This is a genomic window from Streptomyces sp. HNM0575, assembly GCF_012726265.1.
Classification (GTDB): domain Bacteria; phylum Actinomycetota; class Actinomycetes; order Streptomycetales; family Streptomycetaceae; genus Streptomyces.
In genome coordinates, this window is the sequence record NZ_JAASAG010000005.1 from 229,154 (window position 1) to 248,368 (window position 19,215).

The 19,215-nt window shown below is 72.1% G+C and carries 17 protein-coding genes; 13 read left to right on the forward strand and 4 right to left on the reverse strand.

The window, feature by feature from the left end:
• Positions 1 to 73 precede the first annotated feature (73 nt).
• The 4 genes from HCC61_RS14565 to HCC61_RS30705 are packed head-to-tail and all read left to right on the forward strand — an operon-like array spanning position 74 to position 5,333.
• The gene (locus tag HCC61_RS14565) at positions 74 to 328 is read left to right on the forward strand and encodes a phosphopantetheine-binding protein (protein ID WP_240969011.1); all 255 of its coding nucleotides are present in this window, start codon (positions 74 to 76) and stop codon (positions 326 to 328) included.
• Between the two features lie 6 nt (positions 329 to 334).
• A complete protein-coding gene (locus tag HCC61_RS14570; RefSeq protein WP_169135862.1) occupies positions 335 to 1,279 on the forward strand; it encodes an alpha/beta hydrolase in 945 nt (314 codons plus the stop codon).
• Positions 1,276 to 2,481: a glycosyltransferase gene (locus tag HCC61_RS14575; RefSeq protein WP_169135863.1), complete on the forward strand. Its 1,206-nt coding sequence runs from the start codon at positions 1,276 to 1,278 to the stop codon at positions 2,479 to 2,481. The genes HCC61_RS14570 and HCC61_RS14575 overlap by 4 nt, the downstream gene beginning before the upstream one ends.
• Before the next feature lie 50 nt (positions 2,482 to 2,531).
• The gene (locus tag HCC61_RS30705; RefSeq protein ID WP_240968984.1) at positions 2,532 to 5,333 is read left to right on the forward strand and encodes an ABC transporter transmembrane domain-containing protein; all 2,802 of its coding nucleotides are present in this window, start codon (positions 2,532 to 2,534) and stop codon (positions 5,331 to 5,333) included.
• Between the two features lie 180 nt (positions 5,334 to 5,513).
• On the opposite strand, the gene HCC61_RS14585 is transcribed toward HCC61_RS30705, so the two are convergent.
• Positions 5,514 to 6,314 carry an SGNH/GDSL hydrolase family protein gene (locus HCC61_RS14585; protein WP_169135864.1) on the reverse strand — a complete coding sequence of 267 codons (801 nt, stop codon included), beginning with the start codon at positions 6,312 to 6,314 and terminating at the stop codon, positions 5,514 to 5,516.
• 511 nt (positions 6,315 to 6,825) lie between these two features.
• Between HCC61_RS14585 and HCC61_RS30210 the strand changes: the two genes are divergently transcribed.
• The 5 genes from HCC61_RS30210 to mmuM all read left to right on the forward strand — a co-directional run bounded on the left by HCC61_RS30210 (position 6,826) and on the right by mmuM (position 11,153).
• Positions 6,826 to 8,190 carry an ATP-binding protein gene (locus HCC61_RS30210; RefSeq protein ID WP_240968985.1) on the forward strand — a complete coding sequence of 455 codons (1,365 nt, stop codon included), beginning with the start codon at positions 6,826 to 6,828 and terminating at the stop codon, positions 8,188 to 8,190.
• Between the two features lie 112 nt (positions 8,191 to 8,302).
• Complete coding sequence (locus HCC61_RS14595; RefSeq protein WP_346777198.1) at positions 8,303 to 8,632, forward strand: nucleotide pyrophosphohydrolase; 330 nt, start codon at positions 8,303 to 8,305, stop codon at positions 8,630 to 8,632.
• Between the two features lie 108 nt (positions 8,633 to 8,740).
• A complete protein-coding gene (locus HCC61_RS14600; protein WP_169135865.1) occupies positions 8,741 to 9,208 on the forward strand; it encodes a DUF6099 family protein in 468 nt (155 codons plus the stop codon).
• Between the two features lie 59 nt (positions 9,209 to 9,267).
• Positions 9,268 to 10,188, forward strand: coding sequence for an LLM class F420-dependent oxidoreductase (locus HCC61_RS14605; RefSeq protein WP_169135866.1), 921 nt, complete (start codon positions 9,268 to 9,270; stop codon positions 10,186 to 10,188).
• A complete protein-coding gene (gene mmuM, locus HCC61_RS14610) occupies positions 10,185 to 11,153 on the forward strand; it encodes a homocysteine S-methyltransferase (protein ID WP_169135867.1) in 969 nt (322 codons plus the stop codon). The genes HCC61_RS14605 and mmuM overlap by 4 nt, the downstream gene beginning before the upstream one ends.
• A 90-nt stretch (positions 11,154 to 11,243) precedes the next feature.
• Here the strand turns inward: mmuM and HCC61_RS14615 are convergent, their stop codons facing one another.
• Positions 11,244 to 12,032: an alpha/beta hydrolase gene (locus tag HCC61_RS14615; protein WP_346777199.1), complete on the reverse strand. Its 789-nt coding sequence runs from the start codon at positions 12,030 to 12,032 to the stop codon at positions 11,244 to 11,246.
• Between the two features lie 142 nt (positions 12,033 to 12,174).
• Between HCC61_RS14615 and HCC61_RS14620 the strand changes: the two genes are divergently transcribed.
• The 3 genes from HCC61_RS14620 (at position 12,175) to argF (ending at position 15,398) form a co-directional block, all read left to right on the forward strand.
• Positions 12,175 to 12,795 (forward strand): TetR/AcrR family transcriptional regulator, encoded by a 621-nt coding sequence (locus HCC61_RS14620; RefSeq protein ID WP_169135868.1) that lies wholly within the window; start codon positions 12,175 to 12,177, stop codon positions 12,793 to 12,795.
• Positions 12,796 to 12,949: 154 nt separating this feature from the next.
• On the forward strand, positions 12,950 to 14,182 hold the full coding sequence (locus tag HCC61_RS14625) for an arginine deiminase (protein WP_169135869.1): 1,233 nt from the start codon (positions 12,950 to 12,952) through the stop codon (positions 14,180 to 14,182).
• 193 nt (positions 14,183 to 14,375) lie between these two features.
• A complete protein-coding gene (argF, locus tag HCC61_RS14630) occupies positions 14,376 to 15,398 on the forward strand; it encodes an ornithine carbamoyltransferase (protein WP_169135870.1) in 1,023 nt (340 codons plus the stop codon).
• Positions 15,399 to 15,607: 209 nt separating this feature from the next.
• Here argF and HCC61_RS14635 read toward each other — a convergent pair whose 3' ends face one another.
• Together HCC61_RS14635 and HCC61_RS14640 are read right to left on the reverse strand one after the other, a co-directional pair.
• Positions 15,608 to 16,900, reverse strand: a complete 1,293-nt coding sequence (locus HCC61_RS14635; protein WP_169135871.1) for a low temperature requirement protein A — start codon at positions 16,898 to 16,900, stop codon at positions 15,608 to 15,610.
• Positions 16,901 to 17,249: 349 nt separating this feature from the next.
• Positions 17,250 to 18,026, reverse strand: a complete 777-nt coding sequence (locus HCC61_RS14640) for a sulfite exporter TauE/SafE family protein (RefSeq protein WP_169135872.1) — start codon at positions 18,024 to 18,026, stop codon at positions 17,250 to 17,252.
• Positions 18,027 to 18,336: 310 nt separating this feature from the next.
• Between HCC61_RS14640 and HCC61_RS14645 the strand changes: the two genes are divergently transcribed.
• Positions 18,337 to 19,164, forward strand: a complete 828-nt coding sequence (locus HCC61_RS14645; protein WP_169135873.1) for an enoyl-CoA hydratase family protein — start codon at positions 18,337 to 18,339, stop codon at positions 19,162 to 19,164.
• Positions 19,165 to 19,215 lie beyond the last annotated feature (51 nt).

The window sequence follows — 19,215 nt, forward strand, 5'->3', positions numbered from 1 at the left end:
ACCTGCGCAGCCGGGGCACGACCCCGCGCGGGTCGGAACCGATCCGGGGGCCGTGCTGTCGGACATCGCCGGCATGCTCCGCGAACTGCTCGAAGAGTACGGCTTCGACGAGGCCGAGATCGGACGGGAGACCACCTTCCACGAGGACCTGGAGCTGGAGAGCATCGACCTGGTGCAGCTGTCCGGCTCCCTGCGCGAGCACTACGGCGACCGCGTCAACTTCGCCGAGTTCGTCGCCGACCTCGAACTCGACCAGATCATCGCGCTCACCGTCGGGCAGCTGGTGGACTACGTCGTCGCGTCGCTGCGCGCCACGGAAGCAGGCTGATACCGGATGAAGATCCGCACCGGAGACATCACCACGCATGTGCAGCACCTTCCCGCGGCAGCGAGGGAAGGGCGGCAGGGGGAGCCGCCTGTCGTGGTGTTCGTGCACGGGCTGCTGACCGACAGCCTGGCCAGTTACTACTTCACGCTCGGGCCCGCGTTCGCGGCGGCGGGCATCGACGTCATCATGTACGACCTGCGCGGGCACGGCCGCAGCGACCGCCCCCCGTCCGGCTACCAGGTGGAGTGCTTCGTCGACGACCTGGTCGCCCTGCTGGACGCGCTCGGCGAGCGGCGGCAGGTGCACGTGGTGGGCAACTCGTTCGGCGGCACGGTCGCCGCCGGCGTCGCCGCCTGGTATCCGGAGCGGATCGCCACCCTCACCCTGATCGAGGCCGAGCCGCCGGTCCAGCGGTGGACGCAGCACATGGCGGAGGGACTCGCCCTCGCCAAGGAGCAGTTGGTGCACGAGGAGGTCATCGACTGGATCAAGGAGAACCGCGGCGCGCAGACCGCGCGCCTCTCGCGCATCGCAGGCCGCATCCTCAACTCCACCACGCTGGGCGCCGAGGTCTGGAGCGGACGCGTCATAGACGACGACCTGTCGGCGATCACCTGCCCGGTGCTGGCGATATTCGGCGAGGAGTCCGGGCTCGTCGAGCAAGTGCCGCTTTTCGAGAGCGCGTTGGAGCGCTGCCGTACGGTCGTGCTCCCGGACCAGGGGCACTCCGTACTGGTGGAGCGCACCAAGGAGACCCGCGAGCTGCTGCTGGAGTGGATAAGCGAGCACGACCTGCCCGAGCACCACGACGCACGCCCGGCGGAGCACCCCGGCGACCGCGCGGCAGAGCACGAACCGGCAGCGCACGGACTGGCAGAGCAGGAGCTGGCAGAGCACGAATCGGCAGCGCACGGACTGGCAGAGCACGAACTGGCAGAGGCCGTACGGTGACTCGCTTCCTCTTCGTCGTCCCCCCGCTGGTCGGGCACATCAACCCGCTGCTCGGGGTCGCCGCCGAACTCGGCCGCCGGGGCCATCACGTGGCCTGGGCCGGGTACGGCGACCAGATCCGCCGCCTGGCGGGAGACGGCGCCGAGGTACACGAGACGCGGATGCCGGACGCGGGCCTGCGCAGGCCGCCCCAGCTGACCGGACCCGCCGCCTTCCGCTTCCTGTGGGAGGACTTCTTCGCGCCGCTGGCCGGGCTCATGGCGCCCGGCGTCGACGCGGCGGTCCGCGCCTTCGGCCCGGACGTGGTCGTCGCGGACCAGCACGCCGTCGCCGGTGCGCTCGTCGCCGAGCGGCACGGCATCCCGTACGTCACATCGGTGACCACCTCGGCCGAACTCGTCGATCCGCTGTCCTCGATGCCGAAGGTGGACGCCTGGCTCAAGGGCATCTTCGCCTCACTGCGGGAGGAGTTCGGCGACGCCGGCCGCAGCGACGACCCGCGCTTCTCGCCGCACGGCGTCATCGCCTTCACCGGCCGCGCCCTCCTCGGGGAGAGCCCGCTGCCGTGGGACGGCGTGCGGCTGGTGGGCCCGGCGATCGCCGCCCGGCAGGCCGGCTGCGACTTCCCGTACGAGGAGCTGGATCCCGCGCGCCGCAAGGTGCTTGTGACCCTGGGCACGGCCAACGCCGACGCCGGCGGACGCTTCTTCGGCGAGGCGGTCACCGCCCTGGAGGCGATGCGCGACTCCGTGCAGGGCGTCGTCGCCGACCCGGGCGGGCTGCTCGACGGCGGCCTTACGGCGCGGCTGCGCGAGGAGTGCGGGCTGCTGGTCCGCGAGTACGTGCCGCAGCTCGAACTGCTTCCCCACATCGACGCCGTCGTCTGCCACGGCGGCCACAACACCGTGTGCGAATCGCTGTGGCACGGCGTACCCCTCGTCGTCGCGCCGATCCGCGACGACCAGCCGATCGTCGCGGGCCAGGTCGTCGGCGCGGGCGCCGGAGTACGGGTCCGCTTCAACCGCGTGGACGCGGCGCGGCTGGGAGCCGCGGTCGAAGCGGTGCTCGATCCGGCCGGGGGCCACCGTGCCGCCGCCGAGAAGGCCGGCCGTTCCCTCCGCGACGCCGGCGGCACGGGGACCGCCGCCGAGCACCTCGTCCGTATCGCAGCACGGCCGGCGAACTGCCGGGCGGCAGGCTGACCTTCGTCCGACAGCGACCGACCAGCGACCAGCGACCTGTAGGACCTCACATGACGACGGCTCCCGGAACCCACGAGCCCTTCGGGTTCCTCCAGGGCTCCCGGCCCCAGGCTCCGCCACCGCAGTATCCGACGCCGCCCGACCGGCCCGGAGACCCGCGGGCCAGCGTGCTGCGCATCGACCACCGCAAGCGCGCGCCGCTGCGGGTGCTGATGGGGTACGCCCGTCCCCACCGCTTCGTGCTGCTCGCGACGCTGATGCTCGTGCTCACCTCCAGCGGGGCCGGTCTGATGCAGCCGCTCGTGGCACAGGACGTGCTCTCCTCCCTCGCGGACGGCGGCGACGTCAAAGGTCCGGTGATCCTGCTCGGCGCGCTCGTGGTGGCGGGCGCGGGACTGACGGGGCTCCAGTCGTGGTGGCAGCAGCGCACCTCGGAGCGCGTGGTGCGGCGCGTACGGCAGGACCTGGTGTTCCGGCTGATCAGGCTGCGCGTACCGGAGCTGGACCGGCGTCCGCCCGGCGACCTCATCGCCCGTGTCACCTCGGACAGCACGCTGCTTCAGAACGCCGCCACCGAGGGCCTGATCATGATCGCCAACGGCCTCCTGAGCATCGTCGGCGCCGGCGTGCTGATGGGCATCGTGCACCTGCCGCTGCTCGGTGTGACGGTGGGCGTGCTGGTGACCGTGGGCCTGGTGATGGGCGGGATCCTCCCGCGCATCCGCAAGGCCGTCGCCCGCGCACAGGAGTCGATCGGCGCGGTGGGCTCGGCGCTGGACCGCACGCTCGGCGCCGCCCGCACGGTGAAGGCCAACGGCGCGGAGGACCGCGAGACGGAGGTCGCCGACCGCGCCATCGAAGGCGCGTACAAGGCGGGCCTCGTGGGCGCCAAGTACGTGGCGCTGGTCAAGATCCTCTCCGGTGTCTCCATCCAGGCGGCGTTCCTGGCGGTGCTCGGGGTCGGCGGTGCGCTCGTCGCCAACGGCGACCTGAAGACACCGCAGTTGATCGCCTTCCTGCTGTACGTCTTCTATCTGGCGAGCCCCATCGGCTCGCTCGTCGCGGGGCTCGGCATGCTCCAGCAGGGTCTGGGCGCCGTGGGCCGCATCGAGCAGATCAAGCGGATGGCCGTCGAGGCCGACGTCGACGAGGAGCCGGGGGAGCAGGCGGCCATGCCGCGGCATCCGCAGGCGGGCGGGCCCGCGGGCGGACACGTCGACGGGCAGGCGCACGGCCAGTCGCACGGCCAGGGCCACGGTCAGCTGAGCGGCCACGGACAGGCGCACGGGCACGGTCAGGCGCAAGGCCATCCGTACGCCCGCATGAACGGCCATCCGAACGCCGCCGACGGCGGCGCGGGCCCGCCCGGGAGCCCCGCCTCGACGATGAAGCTGCAAGCCGTAGGCGCGCGGGCCGCCGGGATACGCAGGCCGCCGACCATCGAATTCCGCGACGTGCGCTTCTCCTATCCGGGCCGCGGCTCGGCGTTGAAGGGCATCTCCTACACCATCCCCGGCGGCACACAGACCGCGCTGGTCGGGCTCTCCGGCGCCGGGAAGACCACCATGTTCGCGCTGCTCCAGCGCTTCTACGACCCCTCGGCGGGCCAGATCATCATCGACGGCGTCGACATCGAGAGCATGCGCCGGGCGGAGGTGCGCCGCCGCATCGCATACGTCGAGCAGGACTCCCCGGTGATGGCGGGCACGCTGGAGGACAACCTCAAGTACTCGGCGACGAACGCCTCCGAGGCCGACATCGCCGAGGCGCTGCGCGTGACGCGGCTCGACGCGCTGATCGCACGCCTCCCCGACGGGCTCCGTACGGAGGTCGGCAACCGGGGCGTCTCCCTCTCCGGCGGCGAACGCCAACGCCTCGCGATCGCACGGGCGTTGCTGCGCAAACCGGAGGTCCTGCTGCTGGACGAGGCCACCGCGCAGCTCGACGCGCGCAACGAGCAGGCGCTGCGCGAGGCGGTCGACCAGGCGGCACGCCGGTGCACGGTCATCCTCATCGCGCACCGGCTCTCCACGGTGACGCACGCGGACCAGATCGTGGTGATGGAACACGGCGAGATCCGCGCGCTCGGCAGCCACGAGGAGCTGGTCGAGCGCGACGGCCTGTATCGCGAACTCGCCGCGTCCCAGATGCTCGTGGGAGAGGGGAAGGCGGAATCCGCCCGTACGGGGGCAGGCTCCCCGGACGGGTCGGCCCACGCGGGCACGGACGCCGCGGCGGGCGGTGGCACGAACGGCGTGGCGGGCGGTGGCACGAACGGCGTGGCGGGCGGCGGCACGAACGGTGCGAACAGTGTGGCGGGCGGTGCTCCCGGCGACCGGCCGCAGGCGCCGGGCAACGGCACGGGCCAGAGCCGCCCGGCCCCCGGGCCCGGGAACGGGGGAGCGCCCGCGCCGGGCGGTGCCGGACGGGAGCCACTCCACGGCGCGGCGCCGGGCGGCGCCCCCGGATGGCAGCAACAGCCGGGCCCTGCGCATGAGTCGGGCCCTGCGAATGAACCGGGCCCTGCGCACGAGCCGGGGCCTGCACCTGAGCCGGGACCTCGGGGGGCCGGGACCGGCGCCTTCGGTGCGGGCCCGAAGAGCCCGAACGGTTCCGGCGGTCCCGCCGGGGTGAACGGCGGCGCCGCCGAGGGGCTGCCGCGGCGAACGAGTCCCGCGCAGACGCCCGGAACCGAGCCCGGTTCCGCGCAGACGCCCACCCCTCCCGGCGGCTGGGACGCGTTCGCCGCCAGGCCGAAAGACCCCGTCGAGGGAGCCGCCCCCTCGCCGCACGTACCTCCCGACGCACGGGCGCGCACACCGGAACGGAACCCTTCGCCGCGCGAGGGGTGACTTCCGTGCCGTGCCCGCGCGGGAATCGCGGCAGCAACTCCCGCCCCCCGCAGGGGAATTCGGGCGCCGTCGGAGCCGTAGCGCACAGGTGAAGGGCGCCCGCCGGTGTGGCGGACGCCCTTCACATTCCCGCCCGGCGGCGGCGTGCTGCCCGGCGCTGTGCCCGGGCCGTGTGCCCGGTCAGCCCATGAGCGGGTTGAGCGCGGCGAGGTAGCCGTCCCGGTGTCCTTCGACGTTCGGGTGGTAGGACTCGTTGAGCTTGTCCCACTCCAGGCTGGTGACCCATTCATCGTTGCCGGAGCAGATGGTGTGGGGGTCGAAAACGGGACGCGCGTCCAGGAACGTGAAACCTGCTTCCTTCGCACGCGCCGCCGTGACCTCGGCGAGGGTGTCGGCCGCGGAGTTCAGCGCGGACCGCTCCTTGTCGCTCAGGCCGAGAATGCCGCAGTCACCTCCAATTGTGTAAAGGCGCGGATATCCGACGACTATGACTTTCGCGGACGGAGCCGCCGCACGCACGGCGGCGTACGTCTTCGAAAGCGCGGGCGACAGCGTGCTGTTCGCAGCGGCCTTCGCCGTGTCGACCGCGGCTATGCAGTCGGCGTCGTCCGCGGTGAGGATGCAGTTCTTCAGCACGTCCACGAATCCGACGTCGTTGCCGCCGACCTGGATCGTCACCAGGGACGTGTCCGGGGTCAGCTGACCGGCCTGCGTGTTCATGACGTCGGCCGTGGTCGCGCCGGAACAGGCCGCCTCCACGAAACCGACCTCAGGGTGAGCGGCGGCCCACAGCCTGGGGTACGAAGCGGGCCCACGCCGGCAGGCGTCGTCCGGATCGTCGTAGCTCCGCGTTCCTACGGCAACGGTGTAGGAATCGCCCAGCGCCACATATTTGCCCGCGGCAGCCTGTGATCCCGGAGCGACGAAGGCTATGGCCACCGTCGCGAGCAATGCGGCGAACAGCAGCTTCAACGAGCGCATGAAGTTGTCTTCTCCGAAGGTGGGGGATGAGAACAGGACAACTCAGAAATAGCAGCAGGCTCGCGCGCGTGGGTACGTACCGGCGCGTAATTTTTGGATCACGATTCGATAAAGCCAGCGCTTCTGGATCATGTTTCGGTGATCCATTTCCGGCTCGTCGCCAGGTGCAATACCGGCAAATGCGGGCGACTTTCTTGAAGGATTTCCGGCGTAGTCGGAGAGAAAATTGCCGACGCGATTTCCGGAACACCGCGGGCCCGTTTCGGCTCCGATCGCGGGGTGTCGCCGGCCGTTGCCCCGCCCGCGGTGCCGACCTGCCGTGAAGAGCCTTCACGTGCCGCTCACGTCTCCCGCCCTCTCCCGTCACTCCGTCAACAGGCCCTCCACGGCTTCGCGTTCGCAACCGGCGGAGCGGTGCCCGCGCCCGGGACGGGCCGCCATGCGTAGCTCGTTCGGGCGAGGGCCGGGTCGCAGTACGGTTCGCCGCCCCCGCACCGCTTACCTTCCCGGCATGCACGTAACGAAGAACCGCTCCGGGGGCGCGGCGAACGCGGCACCGCACGCCCCGGCCGACTCCGACTCCCAACAGACCGCAGCCGCAGGCCCGTTACGCACACCCGTGGTCACCGCGCTGCATCTGGCGGCGTTCCGCACGCTGCGCGACCGCACCGTCCCGCTCGCCCCGGTCACGCTGCTGAGCGGCCCGAGCGGCAGCGGCAAGTCGGCCGCGCTGGAGGCTTATGAGGCGCTGGCCAGGCTCGGCGGAGGCGAGGCCCTGGGCGAGGTCTTCGGCCGTGCGTCCGGCGGCGCGAGCGCCTACGTTCCCCACCGCTCCCGGCCGGACGGCGAGGGACGGCGCGGCTTCCGCCTCGGCTGCACCGTCGACGGACCCGCCGGGGCGGTGCGGTTCGACCTCGCCGTGCAGGCCGAGCCCCAACTGCTCGTCGCCGGCGAGCGATTGTCCCTTCCCGGCGGCCGCACGCTGCTGACGACGGCCCTGCGCGACCCCGTGCGGGCCGCCGTCCGCGCCGAGTGGCACAGCGCCGGCGCCGGACGCACCACGCGTGCCCGTATGCCGGCCGACCGGCTCGCAACCGCCCAGCTGCCGCTGCGAGTCGCCGGCGGCACGGAGGAGGAGCGCCGGGTGCTGGCCGCCGCCGAGCAGGTGGTCGTGGCGCTCCGTTCCGTCTTCGCGTGCGATCCGCGCCCGGAGACGATGCGCGACCCGGTGCCCGCGGCGGACACCCTGCTGCGCGGCGGCTGCGACAACCTGGCTGCCGTGCTGCGCCGCACGCGTACGGAGTGCTCGGTGCGGCACGGCTATCTCGTGGAGGCGTTGCGCGCCGGGTGCGCGGGTCCGGTCGAGGATCTGATCGCCGACGTCTCGCACGAGCGGGACGACAGGGGGCGTGTGCGCGCGGTCCTCGTACGGGACGCCGCCCGCGAGCCGGGCCGCGCCATGGCCCCAGCCGCTTCCACCACCGCCTCCGCTTCCACCACCGCCCCCGCTTCCACCACCGCCCCCGCTTCCACCACCGCCCCTGCTCCCGCTTCCGTACGCACGCCCCTGGAGTGCCTGGGCGACGGGGAGTTGCGCTACGCCGCGCTGTGCATGGTGCTGCTGACGGGCCCGGGCGTGCTGTCGATGGATCCCGCCCAGGAGGTGCTTCCGGCGCGGCAGGCGCTGACGGTGCTGGCGGACGGTTTCGACCGCGGCCTGGACGCGCGGCAGACGGCCGAACTGACCGCGCTTGCGGTGCGGATGGGAGAGCGGGGACATGTGAGACTGCTGGCCGCCGTGAGCGATGCCGGGCGTGCGGGGGAGGAGGCGGCGCGGCACCCCGAGGTGTCCCTGGTAGACCTGGGGGGTGAGTGAATTCCCCTCTTCTCCGTCTTCTCCCTCTGCTTCGTCCGCTTCCCCCGCGTACCCGGGCGGTCATCCGTCCCGGCCCGTCCCGCCGTCGGGGGAGCCCGAGCAGCCCGTATCGGTGGCCCGACTGCAAGGCAGGCTCGCGGAGTTCGCCGCAGCACGCGACTGGGGCCGGTACCACACGCCGAAGAATCTGGCCGCCGCGCTGAGCGTCGAGGCGTCCGAACTCGTGGAGATCTTCCAGTGGCTGACGCCCGAGGAGTCGGCCCGCGTGATGGAGCGGCCCGACTCCGCGCACCGGGTGGAGGACGAAGTCGCGGACGTCCTCTCGTATCTGCTCCAGTTCTGCGAAGTGCTGGGCATCGACGTCCTGAAAGCGCTTGCCGCGAAGATCGAGCGCAACGAGAAGCGTTTCCCGGTAGCCGGAAGCGGTCACTCTATGAAGTGACGAAGTTATTCGCGGCAGGCAGTATGTCCGGATTCCTCTCAATTACCCCGGCTTACATGCCTATTGGTAGTCACTCTCCGTAGTGACTTGTGGAGGGAGGTGGCGTAGGTGGATGCGGCGCATCTCATCAAGGCCACCCGGCACGCGCTCGCCGAGTGCGAGTCCGTGGAGGAGATCATCGCCGAATCATGGCAGGTGCAAGCGCTCGCGGGGGCGATCGGAAGCCATCTCGCGGCATACGGCCCGCGGTCGGTGCATGCGGAGGCGCTCGGCCTGAGCGAGGCCGGCACGCAACCGCGCCGCACGAGCGCGGGATCCGGGGCGCGCACCGGCGAGACGCGCGAGGTGCGTGCCGACAAGCTCTCCCAGATCCAGGACCCGAGGAGCGCGCTGTCCGACCTGAGCGGGCTGCTGGCGGAGGCGGGCGTCGCCCTCGTGCTCGTGGCCGTCACCGCCCGCGAGGAAGGCCTGTATTGGGAGTGCATCGAAGCCATCGACGCCGCCGACGAGTCGGAGGACCACGTCTCGGGAATTCTGCGCAGGCTGGAGGCGCACGAGCACGGCCCGGCGGCATGAACTCCACGCACCCGCGCGACCCCGGAGGGACGTGAATCCGGTGAGGCAGGATGGACGTCATGAGGCTGCGCGTATTCACCGAACCACAGCAGGGGGCGAGCTACGAGACGCTGCTGAGCGTCGCGAAGGCCGCCGAGGAACTGGACTTCGACGCCTTCTACCGTTCCGACCACTACCTGACCATGGGCGGGGACGGTCTCCCCGGGCCGACCGACGCCTGGATCACCCTCGCCGGGCTGGCCCGTGAGACCAGCCGCATCAGGCTCGGCACGCTGATGACCGCCGCCACCTTCCGGCTGCCGGGCCCGCTCGCCATCCAGGTCGCGCAGGTCGACGCCATGTCGGGCGGCCGGGTCGAACTGGGCCTGGGCACCGGCTGGTTCGAGCAGGAGCACACGGCGTACGGAATCCCGTTCCCGAAGGAGAAGTTCGGGCGGCTGGAGGAGCAGCTGGAGATCGTCACCGGGCTGTGGTCGACGCCGCAGGGCGAGAAGTTCAGCTACGACGGCAGGTACTACGCCCTGACGGACTCGCCCGCGCTTCCGAAACCGGCCCAGCCCAGGGTGCCGGTGCTCGTCGGCGGCTACGGCAAGGTCCGTACGCCCGCTCTCGCCGCCCGCTTCGCCGACGAGTTCAACATCCCCTTCGCCTCGATCGAGGACACCGAGCAGCAGTTCGCGCGGGTGCGGGCCGCCGCGGAGAAGGCGGGCCGTCCGGCGGAGGACATCGTCCTCTCCAACGCGCTCGTGGCGTGCGTGGGCAAGGACGACGCCGAGACCGCCCGCCGGGCCGCGGCCATCGGACGGGACGTGGAGGAGCTCAAGGAGAACGGCCTGGCCGGCTCGCCCGCCGAAGTCGTCGACAAGATCGGCCGCTATGCGCAGACCGGCTCCTCCCGCATCTACCTCCAGATCCTCGACCTGCACGACCTCGACCACCTCCGGCTGATCTCCGAACAGGTACGGACGCAGCTGACGTGACCCGTCCCGCCGTTCCGCTGAGCACCGCGCTGGCCCGCGGCCCGCTCGTGCTGGACGGCGGGCTCTCCAACCAGCTGGAGGCCCAAGGCTGCGATCTGTCCGACGAGTTGTGGACGGCGCGGCTGCTGCGCGACGGTCCGGGGCAGATCGAGGCCGCGCACGCCGCGTATGTACGTGCGGGCGCGCGGATGCTCATCACCGCCAGCTATCAGGCCTCCTTCGAGGGCTTCGCGAGAGCGGGCGCGGGGCGGCGCGAGGCGGCGGCGCTCTTCGGCCGCAGCGTCGCGCTGGCCCGCACGGCGGCTGGCCCGCACGAGGTGTGGGTCGCGGCATCGGTGGGGCCGTACGGCGCGGTCCGCGCGGACGGCGGCGAGTACCGCGGCCGGTACGGGCTGAGCGTGCGCGAGCTGGTCCGCTTCCACCGCCCGCGGATCGAGGCGCTGGCCGCGGCCGAGCCGGACGTGCTCGCCCTGGAGACGGTCCCCGACGCCGACGAGGCGGAGGCGCTGCTGCGGGCCGCGGACGGCTGCGGCGTACCGGTGTGGCTGAGCTTCACCGTCGAGGGCGACCGCACCCGCGCGGGCCAACCCCTCGCGGACGCCTTCGCGTTGGCGGCCGGAGCGGACCAGGTCGTCGCGGTGGGCGTCAACTGCTGCGCCCCGGAAGACGTCGACCACGCCGTCGAGCTGGCGGCGGCCACGACGGGCAAACCGGTCGTGGCCTACCCCAACAGCGGCGAGCGCTGGGGCGGTTCCCCCGCGGCCGGCGCCCCGGAAGGCGGTGAGTCCGGCCGCGCATGGCACGGCACGAACACCTTCGCCGCCGGGCGCCCGGACACACAGGACGCCGCTGCGCCCCGGTCCTGGGCCCAAGGCTGGGCGGATCGGGGCGCACGGCTGATCGGCGGCTGCTGCCGTGTCGGTCCGGCTCAAGTCGCGGAGCTGGCACGGGAGTCGGCGTCCTGACGTCCGGGGGAAGCGCAGGCCGGGCCATGTGCCCATGGATTCGGACTGCCGCAATCGACAGCGGACGACGTCCAGGTGCCGGCTCCCGTCTCAACTCCCGCTGCGGGCTCCGGCGCTGTGGGCGACGGCCCATTCGAGCGAACGGCCCACGACCTCTTCCCAGCCCTTCTCCCCGACGGTGAAGTGCGACCTGCCCGGGAACTCCATGTAGTGGGTGACGCCGGACTTGTAGCGCCGGTGGTTCTCCTTGACCACGGACGCGGGGACCGTGCGGTCGGCGTCGCCCGCGACGAACAGCAGCGGGGCGCGGTCCGCCTTGCGGTAGTCGACCCGAGTGGCGGCGCGCGGGGTGAAGTTGGCCAGCGCCGCCTGGAACAGCGGACGTGCCGGAGCGGGCACGTGGTGGTTCGACCAGGCCTCCCGGGCGTCCTCCTCGCTCAGGGCGTTGGCGAAGCCCCAGTGGAACTGCGCGGGAGTCAGCGGCACTCCCCGGTTCAGGTTGAACGGGTTGCCGACGGCGGGCAGCGCGGCACGAAGTTGCGCGGGCGGCAGTCCGAAGACGCCCTTGGTCTGCCCCGGGTGGATGGCGACACCCGCGGCGCCGAGCCCGCGGTCGAGCAGAAGCTGCGTCACCAGGCCGCCCACGGAGTGCCCCATGACGATGGGCGGCGTGTCCAGCCTGCTGATCAACTCGGCGTGGTGGTCGGTGACTTCGGTGACCCCGAGCCCGCCGACCAGTGACGGATGGGCGCGCAGCTCCTCGATGGGACGGTCCATGCGGGGCCAGGTCGGGGCGATGACCCTGTAGCCGCGGTCTTCCAGGTACGAGACCCAGTCGTGCCAGCTCAGCGGGGTCATCCAGAGGCCGTGTATGAGCACGACGGTGTCGGGCGCGGTGGTGCTCAGCGGTACCAGCTCCTAGGGAGAACGATCGGTCTTTCTCCTTACGCTATGTGCACCGCCGGCCACTGTCAACGCACTGTCAACGCAAGGAAGATCGGCTGTTCAGTACGGTGATGGCATGAGTCCCGGATTCCCCGACACGGAGTCAGCAGCCAGTCCGTCCGCCCCCCGGGACCGGCTCCTGGCCACCGCGTCCGGACTGTTCTACGCGGAGGGCATCCACGCCGTCGGCGTCGAGCGCCTCATCACCGAGGCGAGAGTGACCCGTGCGACCTTCTACCGGCACTTCGGCGGCAAGGAGGAACTCGTCACGGCCTACCTGGAGGCACAGGACGGTGCGCTGCGCGCCCAGTACGACAAGGCGGCCCAACTGATCGACGAGCCCGCCGACTTGCTTCGCGCGCTCGTCGTCGGCATCTCCGAGACGGTCTGCGGACCCGGCTTCCGCGGCTGTCCGTTCATCAACGCGGCGGCCGAGTACCCCGACCCCGGCACCCCGGTCCACCGCGCCGTTCTCGCTCACCGCACGTGGTTCCACACGACCCTGCTCGAACTCCTGGAGGCGGTCGGCCACCCGGACCCGCCCTGGGCGGCCCGCAGGCTCGTCATGATCCGGGACGGGGCCATGGTCGGCGGTTATCTGGACGACCGCGACGAGGTCGTCGGCTCACTGGCGACGGTCGTGGACGAAGTGCTCGCCTCCTGCCGCACGGGGGCGGGGGCCGACGGTCGCGAGTGATGCGAGGGGCGCGAGGGGGTGCGGACTGCGGCGGCCGGGGGCGCGGGGAGTGCGGGCAGCGCGGCCGCCGTTCCGGCCGCTGCCCGGGACCTTGCTGTCCGGGACCTTGCGCAAACACTACGCGCGTCACGTCGACCTCGGAGAGGATGGAGAGATGGGATTCCATGTCGACTCAGAGGCCGGACGGCTGCGCCGCGTCATCCTGCACCGTCCCGACCTGGAGCTGAAGCGGCTCACGCCGACGAACAAGGACGACCTCCTCTTCGACGACGTGCTGTGGGTCCGCCGTGCCCGCCAGGAGCACGACGCCCTCGCGGACGCCCTGCGCGACCGCGGCGTCGCGGTGCACCTCTTCGGTGATCTGCTCTCCGAGACCCTCGCGATCCCGGAGGCCCGCGCCCTCGTACTGGACCGCGTCTTCCACGAGAACGAGTACGGGCCGCTCGCCACGGCCCATCTCCGCGCCGCCTTCGACCGGTTGCCGGCGAAGGAGCTGGCCGAGGCGCTGGTCGGCGGCATGACCAAGCGCGAGTTCCTGGAGGGGCACGAGGAGCCCGCCTCCGTCCGCTTCCACGTGATGGATCTCGACGACTTCCTGCTCGCCCCGCTTCCCAACCACCTCTTCACGCGCGACACCTCCGCGTGGGTCTACGACGGCGTCTCCATCAACGCGATGCGCTGGCCCGCCCGACAGCGCGAGACCGTGCACTTCGAGGCGATCTACCACCATCACCCGCTCTTCGCCGGGCCGGAGAGCCCCGCGTTCAACGTGTGGTCTGAGGGCCAGGGCGCTTATCCGTCCACCATCGAGGGCGGGGACGTGCTGGTCATCGGCTCGGGCGCGGTGCTGATCGGGATGAGCGAGCGTACGACGCCGCAGGCCGTGGAGATGCTCGCGCGCGGGCTGTTCGCGGCGGGCTCGGCCCGTACGATCGTCGCGCTCGACATGCCGAAGCGGCGGGCGTTCATGCACCTCGACACCGTGATGACGATGGTCGACGGCGACACCTTCACGCAGTACGAGGGGCTGGGCATGCTCCGCTCGTACACCATCGAGCCCGGCGGCAGCGCCAACGAGCTGAAGGTCACGGACCACCCGCCGGAGCACATGCACCGTGCCGTCGCGGCGGCCCTGGGCCTCGACCACGTCCGGGTCCTCACGCCCACGCAGGACGTGCACTCCGCGGAGCGCGAGCAGTGGGACGACGGGTGCAACGTGCTGGCGCTGGAGCCCGGCGTCGTGCTCGCCTACGAGCGCAACGTCACCACGAACACGCACCTGCGCAAGCAGGGCATCGAGGTGCTGGAGATCCCCGGCAGCGAGCTGGGCCGGGGCAGGGGCGGTCCCCGGTGCATGAGCTGCCCGGTGGAGAGGGACCCGGTCTGAGCGGTCCCGGTCTGAGCGGTCCCGGTCCGAGCGGCCGGACCGGAGGCGACGGATTGGAGCCGACGGGCCGGAGCCGCGGACCGGACGGGGCCGGAGCGGCAGCGCAACCGCATCGCATAGAGATTCGAGCCGAAGTATAGAATTCCATGGTCGGAGTCAGTCAGCCCTGCCAGCGACCTAGGAGCCCTTCCTCATGGCGACAGATCTCACGGGCCGCCACTTCCTCAAGGAACTGGACTTCTCCCCCGAGGAGTTCCGTCACTTGATCGACCTGGCCGCCGAGCTGAAGGTGGCCAAGAACGCGGGCGCCGAGCAGCAGCGACTGCGGGGCCGCAACATCGCGCTGGTCTTCGAGAAGACCTCCACTCGCACCCGCTGCGCCTTCGAGGTCGCCGCCGCCGACCAGGGCGCGGGCACCACCTATCTCGATCCGGGCGGCTCTCAGCTCGGGCACAAGGAGTCCGTACGCGACACCGCGCGGGTGCTGGGCCGTATGTACGACGGAATCGAGTACCGCGGCAGCGGGCAGGCGGTGGTCGAGGAGCTCGCCGCCTATGCGGGCGTCCCCGTCTACAACGGGCTGACCGACGACTGGCACCCCACGCAGATGCTCGCCGACGTCCTCACCATGACCGAGCACTGCGCCAAGCCGCTCGACGGCACCGCCTTCGCCTACCTCGGCGACGCCCGCAACAACATGGGCAACTCCTACCTGGTCACCGGCGCCCTGCTCGGCATGGACGTACGCGTCGTCGCCCCGCGCGCGCTGTGGCCCGAGCCGTCCGTCGTCTCGCGCGCACGCGAGGTGGCGGCCCGTACCGGGGCGCGCATATCGCTCACCGACGACGTCGAAGAGGGCGTGGTGGCGGCCGACTTCGTCGCCACCGACGTATGGGTGTCGATGGGGGAGCCCAAGGAGGTCTGGGACGAGCGGATCGCGCTGCTGCGCCCGTACGCCGTGACCATGGACGTACTGCGCGCCACCGGCAATCCGGACGTGAAGTTCCTGCACTGCCTGCCCGCGTTCCACGATCTGGGCACGGCGGTCGGCCGGGAGATCCACGAGCGGCACGGCTTGGACTTCCTGGAGGTGGCGGACGACGTCTTCGAATCGGCCGCGCACTCCGTGGTCTTCGACGAGGCGGAGAACCGGATGCACACCATCAAGGCGGTGCTGGTCGCGACGCTCGCGGGCGGGGGTGGGGGCGGGGCGTAGGCCGCGGCGCGCGGCGGCGGCTTCCACATCATCCGAGCCCGAGCCCGAGCCCGAGCCCGAGCCCGAGCCCGAGCCCGAGCCCGAGCCCGGGTCCGAGCCCGAGCCCGAGCCCGGGTCCGAGCCCGAGCCCGGGTCCGGTTTCGCTGTCTTCAGCCGGTCCCGCCGTGCCTCAGCCGTTCTCGCCGTGCCTCAGCCGTTCTCGCCGTGTCTCAGCCGTTCCCGGCGTCGCGTGCGGCGATGCCGTCGAGCATCCGGCGCTGGTGCCGGTGGCCGACCGTCTCGTAGCCGACCACGGTGACGAAGGGGGCGGCCATCACCACCAGAAGGCACACCGCGATCGAGACGCCGGCCGCGGCCAGTCCCGCCGCGACGGCCAGCACCGCGAGCGTGGCGGAGATCAGCAGCAGGTGGAAGGGGTCGGCGGACAGCAGCAGCGTGTGCAGCAGGTAGACCATCAGCAGGTAGAGGGCGACCGGCAGCGCCAGGGACAGCACCACTGGAACCGGGCCCAGGTGCGCGTGGTGCTCCAGATGCAGTCCCGCCACATGCAGCCCGGCACCGGCGCCGGCGATCCCGAAGAAGAGCGGGATGTGGCCGTAGCCGAAGAGGTATCCGCGGCCCCGGCGGTGGACCAGCACGTCCGCGAAGGGCGTCGCGAAGTACGTCCACCACATGCCGAAGGTCAGCCCGACACCGGCGACGACGACGGCGATCGCCTTTCCGCTCCAGTGAGTTCCGGTCGCGCCGCCGAGTAGGTCGCCGGACGAGGCGACGGTGCCGACCACCCCCTCGCCGAGGGTGATGATCGCGAAGAGGCTGTAGCGCTCGGCGACATGGTGGGGGTGCCAGGGCGTCCCGCCGGCACTGCCCTGGGTGAACACGGGCAGCAGCAGCTCCAGCGCGCCGAGGACGGCGATGGCGACGATCACGACCTGGAGCGGCGGCTCCGTGAATCCGATCGCGACCCACCCGAACTGCGCGATCGCGGTCCAGCGGATGTTCGCCAGCCCGACCGTCCGGTACGAACGTGACCCCCTGGCCACTCGCCACCACTGCGCCACCATCGCGATGCGCATCACCACGTAGCCGAGCACCATGATCCGCAGATCGAGCTGTTCGCCCTCGTCGACGGAGTGGAACATCGCCGGAAGCCCGAGAGCGAGCACGACGACCCCGACCATCTGCAACATCGTCAGTGCCCGGTGCAGCCAGTCGTCCGTGCCGAACGCGGACGCGAACCAGCTGAAGTTGATCCACGCGACGCTGATGGCGAACATCGCCAGCGCGAACGCCGCGACGGCCTGCGCGGGGTGCCCCTCGGCGAGCATCTCCGCGAAGTGGTTCGCCGCGGTGTTGACGGCGACCACGAAGGTCAGGTCGAACAGCAGCTCCAGGGGCGTGGCGGCCCGTCCGCTCTCCTCCGGGTCACGGCCCCGCACCGGAACGAGGCGGTGTGCGAGTCCGCCCTCGCGGGGGCCGTCGGTGTGTTGAGAGTTGCCCATGCGGAGCATGGTGCCCCATGGGCGGGACGCCGACGGGTGCCGCCCGGTGCGCTCCGTGGCGGCCCGTTGGACGCGGGCGGCTCCGACGTCGCGACGGCCGCGACGGCTGCGACAGGGTCGGGCCGCACGTACGGCTCGGGCCACTGCGGCACACGTTCCGCGGCAACGGCGCCCGCCCGCTTTGGCCGGAGTCCGGCGGCCCGGCGACGGCTTGGGCCCGCATGTTCCGCTCCCCGGCTACGACTTCGGCCGTGACGGCACCGCACGGTGCGCCACCACGCCGGGGTCCGGCGGCATCGCGACGGCCCCGCTCCGAACGTCGGCCCGTACCGGCCGCTCACGGCCCGGCCTAACCGTGCAGTGCCAGATAGGGCGCGAGCGCGAGCAGCGTGCCCGCGAGGGCGTACTTCAGCTTGCGGGTGGGGACGGCGTGGGCGATCTTCCAGCCGATCATCACGCCCGCCAGTTCGGGGACGCCGACCAGCGCCGCGAGCGCCCAGTCGACGGAGCCGTGCACCACGTAACCGACCGTGCCGACGCTCGCGATGACGACGGACTGCGCCTGCGCGGCGGCCAGCGCGGGCAGCAGCGGCAGTCCGCAGACGACCAGCAGCGGCACGCTCAGCATCGGGCCGCCGAGCCCGAACAGCCCCGCGGCGACCGAGACCAGGAGCCCCACGGCGCCCGTGACCACCGGGCGCAGGTCCGTCGTCCCCGGGCCGTCCTCGCGCGCGGCGGTACGGCGCTCGCGCACCCACACCAGGATGCCGGTCGTGGCGACGGCGGCGGCGAGCAGGACCGCGAAACCCCGCCCGCCGACAAGGGTGTTGAAGAGCACGCCCAGCGGTGCGCCCACGAGCGCGGTGGCCGAGAGGATCAGCGCGATCCGGCGCGTGCGCGCCTCGCGCAGCTGACCCGAGCGCGTGTACGCGACCGTGCCGAGGGCGCCGGTCGCGATGTGCGTGGCGATGGCCGTACCGGCGACCCCGGCGGGGGAGAGGCCCGTCAGCAGGAACATGCCGATGGTGGGCAGCACGCCGCCCGGGCCCACCGCGGTGATGCCGATGCCGCCGAGCAGCCCGAAGAGCGCCAGCAGTGCGAGTACCAGCGGATCCAGCTCCGTCATTTGCGTCCCTCCCGCGACCGGCCCGTCCCTTCCGCGACCGGCCCGTCCCTTCCGCGACCGGCCCGTCCCTTCCGCGACCGCCGCGTCCCTCCCGCGACCGGCCGACCAGGCTATCCGGTCGCTATCCGGTCGCTTTCCGCGCGACGGCCGCGCTCGTCGCGCACCGCCGGGACCGCCCCGCACGCGCCCTCGTACATCCCGCTGTCTATCGCGCACCCGTGACGGCAGTCACGAAACGGTGATACTTTCGCGGTGCCGCCAGTGCCCGTGACGAACGCCGCCGTGAAGGCCGTCGAAGGAGGCCGCACCCATGAGCCCGTACACCGGATCGGCCCGGCCCACGCCGGAGTGGCAGCACATCAGGGTCACGGAGGACGACGGCGTCGTCACCGTCACCCTGGCCCGCCCCGAGCGGCTGAACGCGCTGACCTTCGGCGCGTACGCCGATCTGCGGGATCTGCTCGCCGAGTTGGCGCGCGAGCGGCGGGCCCGTGCCCTGGTGCTCGCGGGGGAGGGGCGCGGCTTCTGCTCGGGCGGCGACGTCGAGGACATCATCGGCGCGACCCTCGACGCGGACACCGCCACGCTCCTGGACTTCAACCGCATGACGGGCCAGGTCGTACGGGCGCTGCGCGAGGCGCCGTTCCCCGTCGTCGCGGCCGTGCACGGTGTCGCCGCGGGCGCGGGCGCCGTGCTCGCCCTGGCCTCCGACTTCCGGGTCGCGGACCCCACGGCGCGCTTCTCGTTCCTCTTCACCAAGGTCGGCCTCTCCGGGGGCGACATGGGCGCCGCGTATCTGCTGCCCCGCGTCGTCGGCCTCGGGCACGCCACCCGCATCCTGATGCTGGGCGAGCCCGTACGGGCGCCGGAGGCCGAACGCATCGGCCTGATCAGCAAGTTGACCGAGGAGGGCCGGGCGCACGAGGAGGCCGCCGGGCTCGCGCGCACCCTCGCCGACGGCCCCGCCCTCGCCCACGCGCAGACCAAGGCGCTGCTCACGGCGGAGCTGGATCTGCCGCTGTCGGCCGCAGTCGAGATGGACGCGTCGACGCAGGCGCTGCTGATGCACAGCGAGGACTACGCCGAGTTCCACGCTTCCTTCACCGAGAAGCGGTCGCCGAAGTGGCGGGGGAAGTGAGGTGAGCGGGCGGCCCGGCGGCCCGGCGGGCGCCGCCGTCCCGGGCACCGG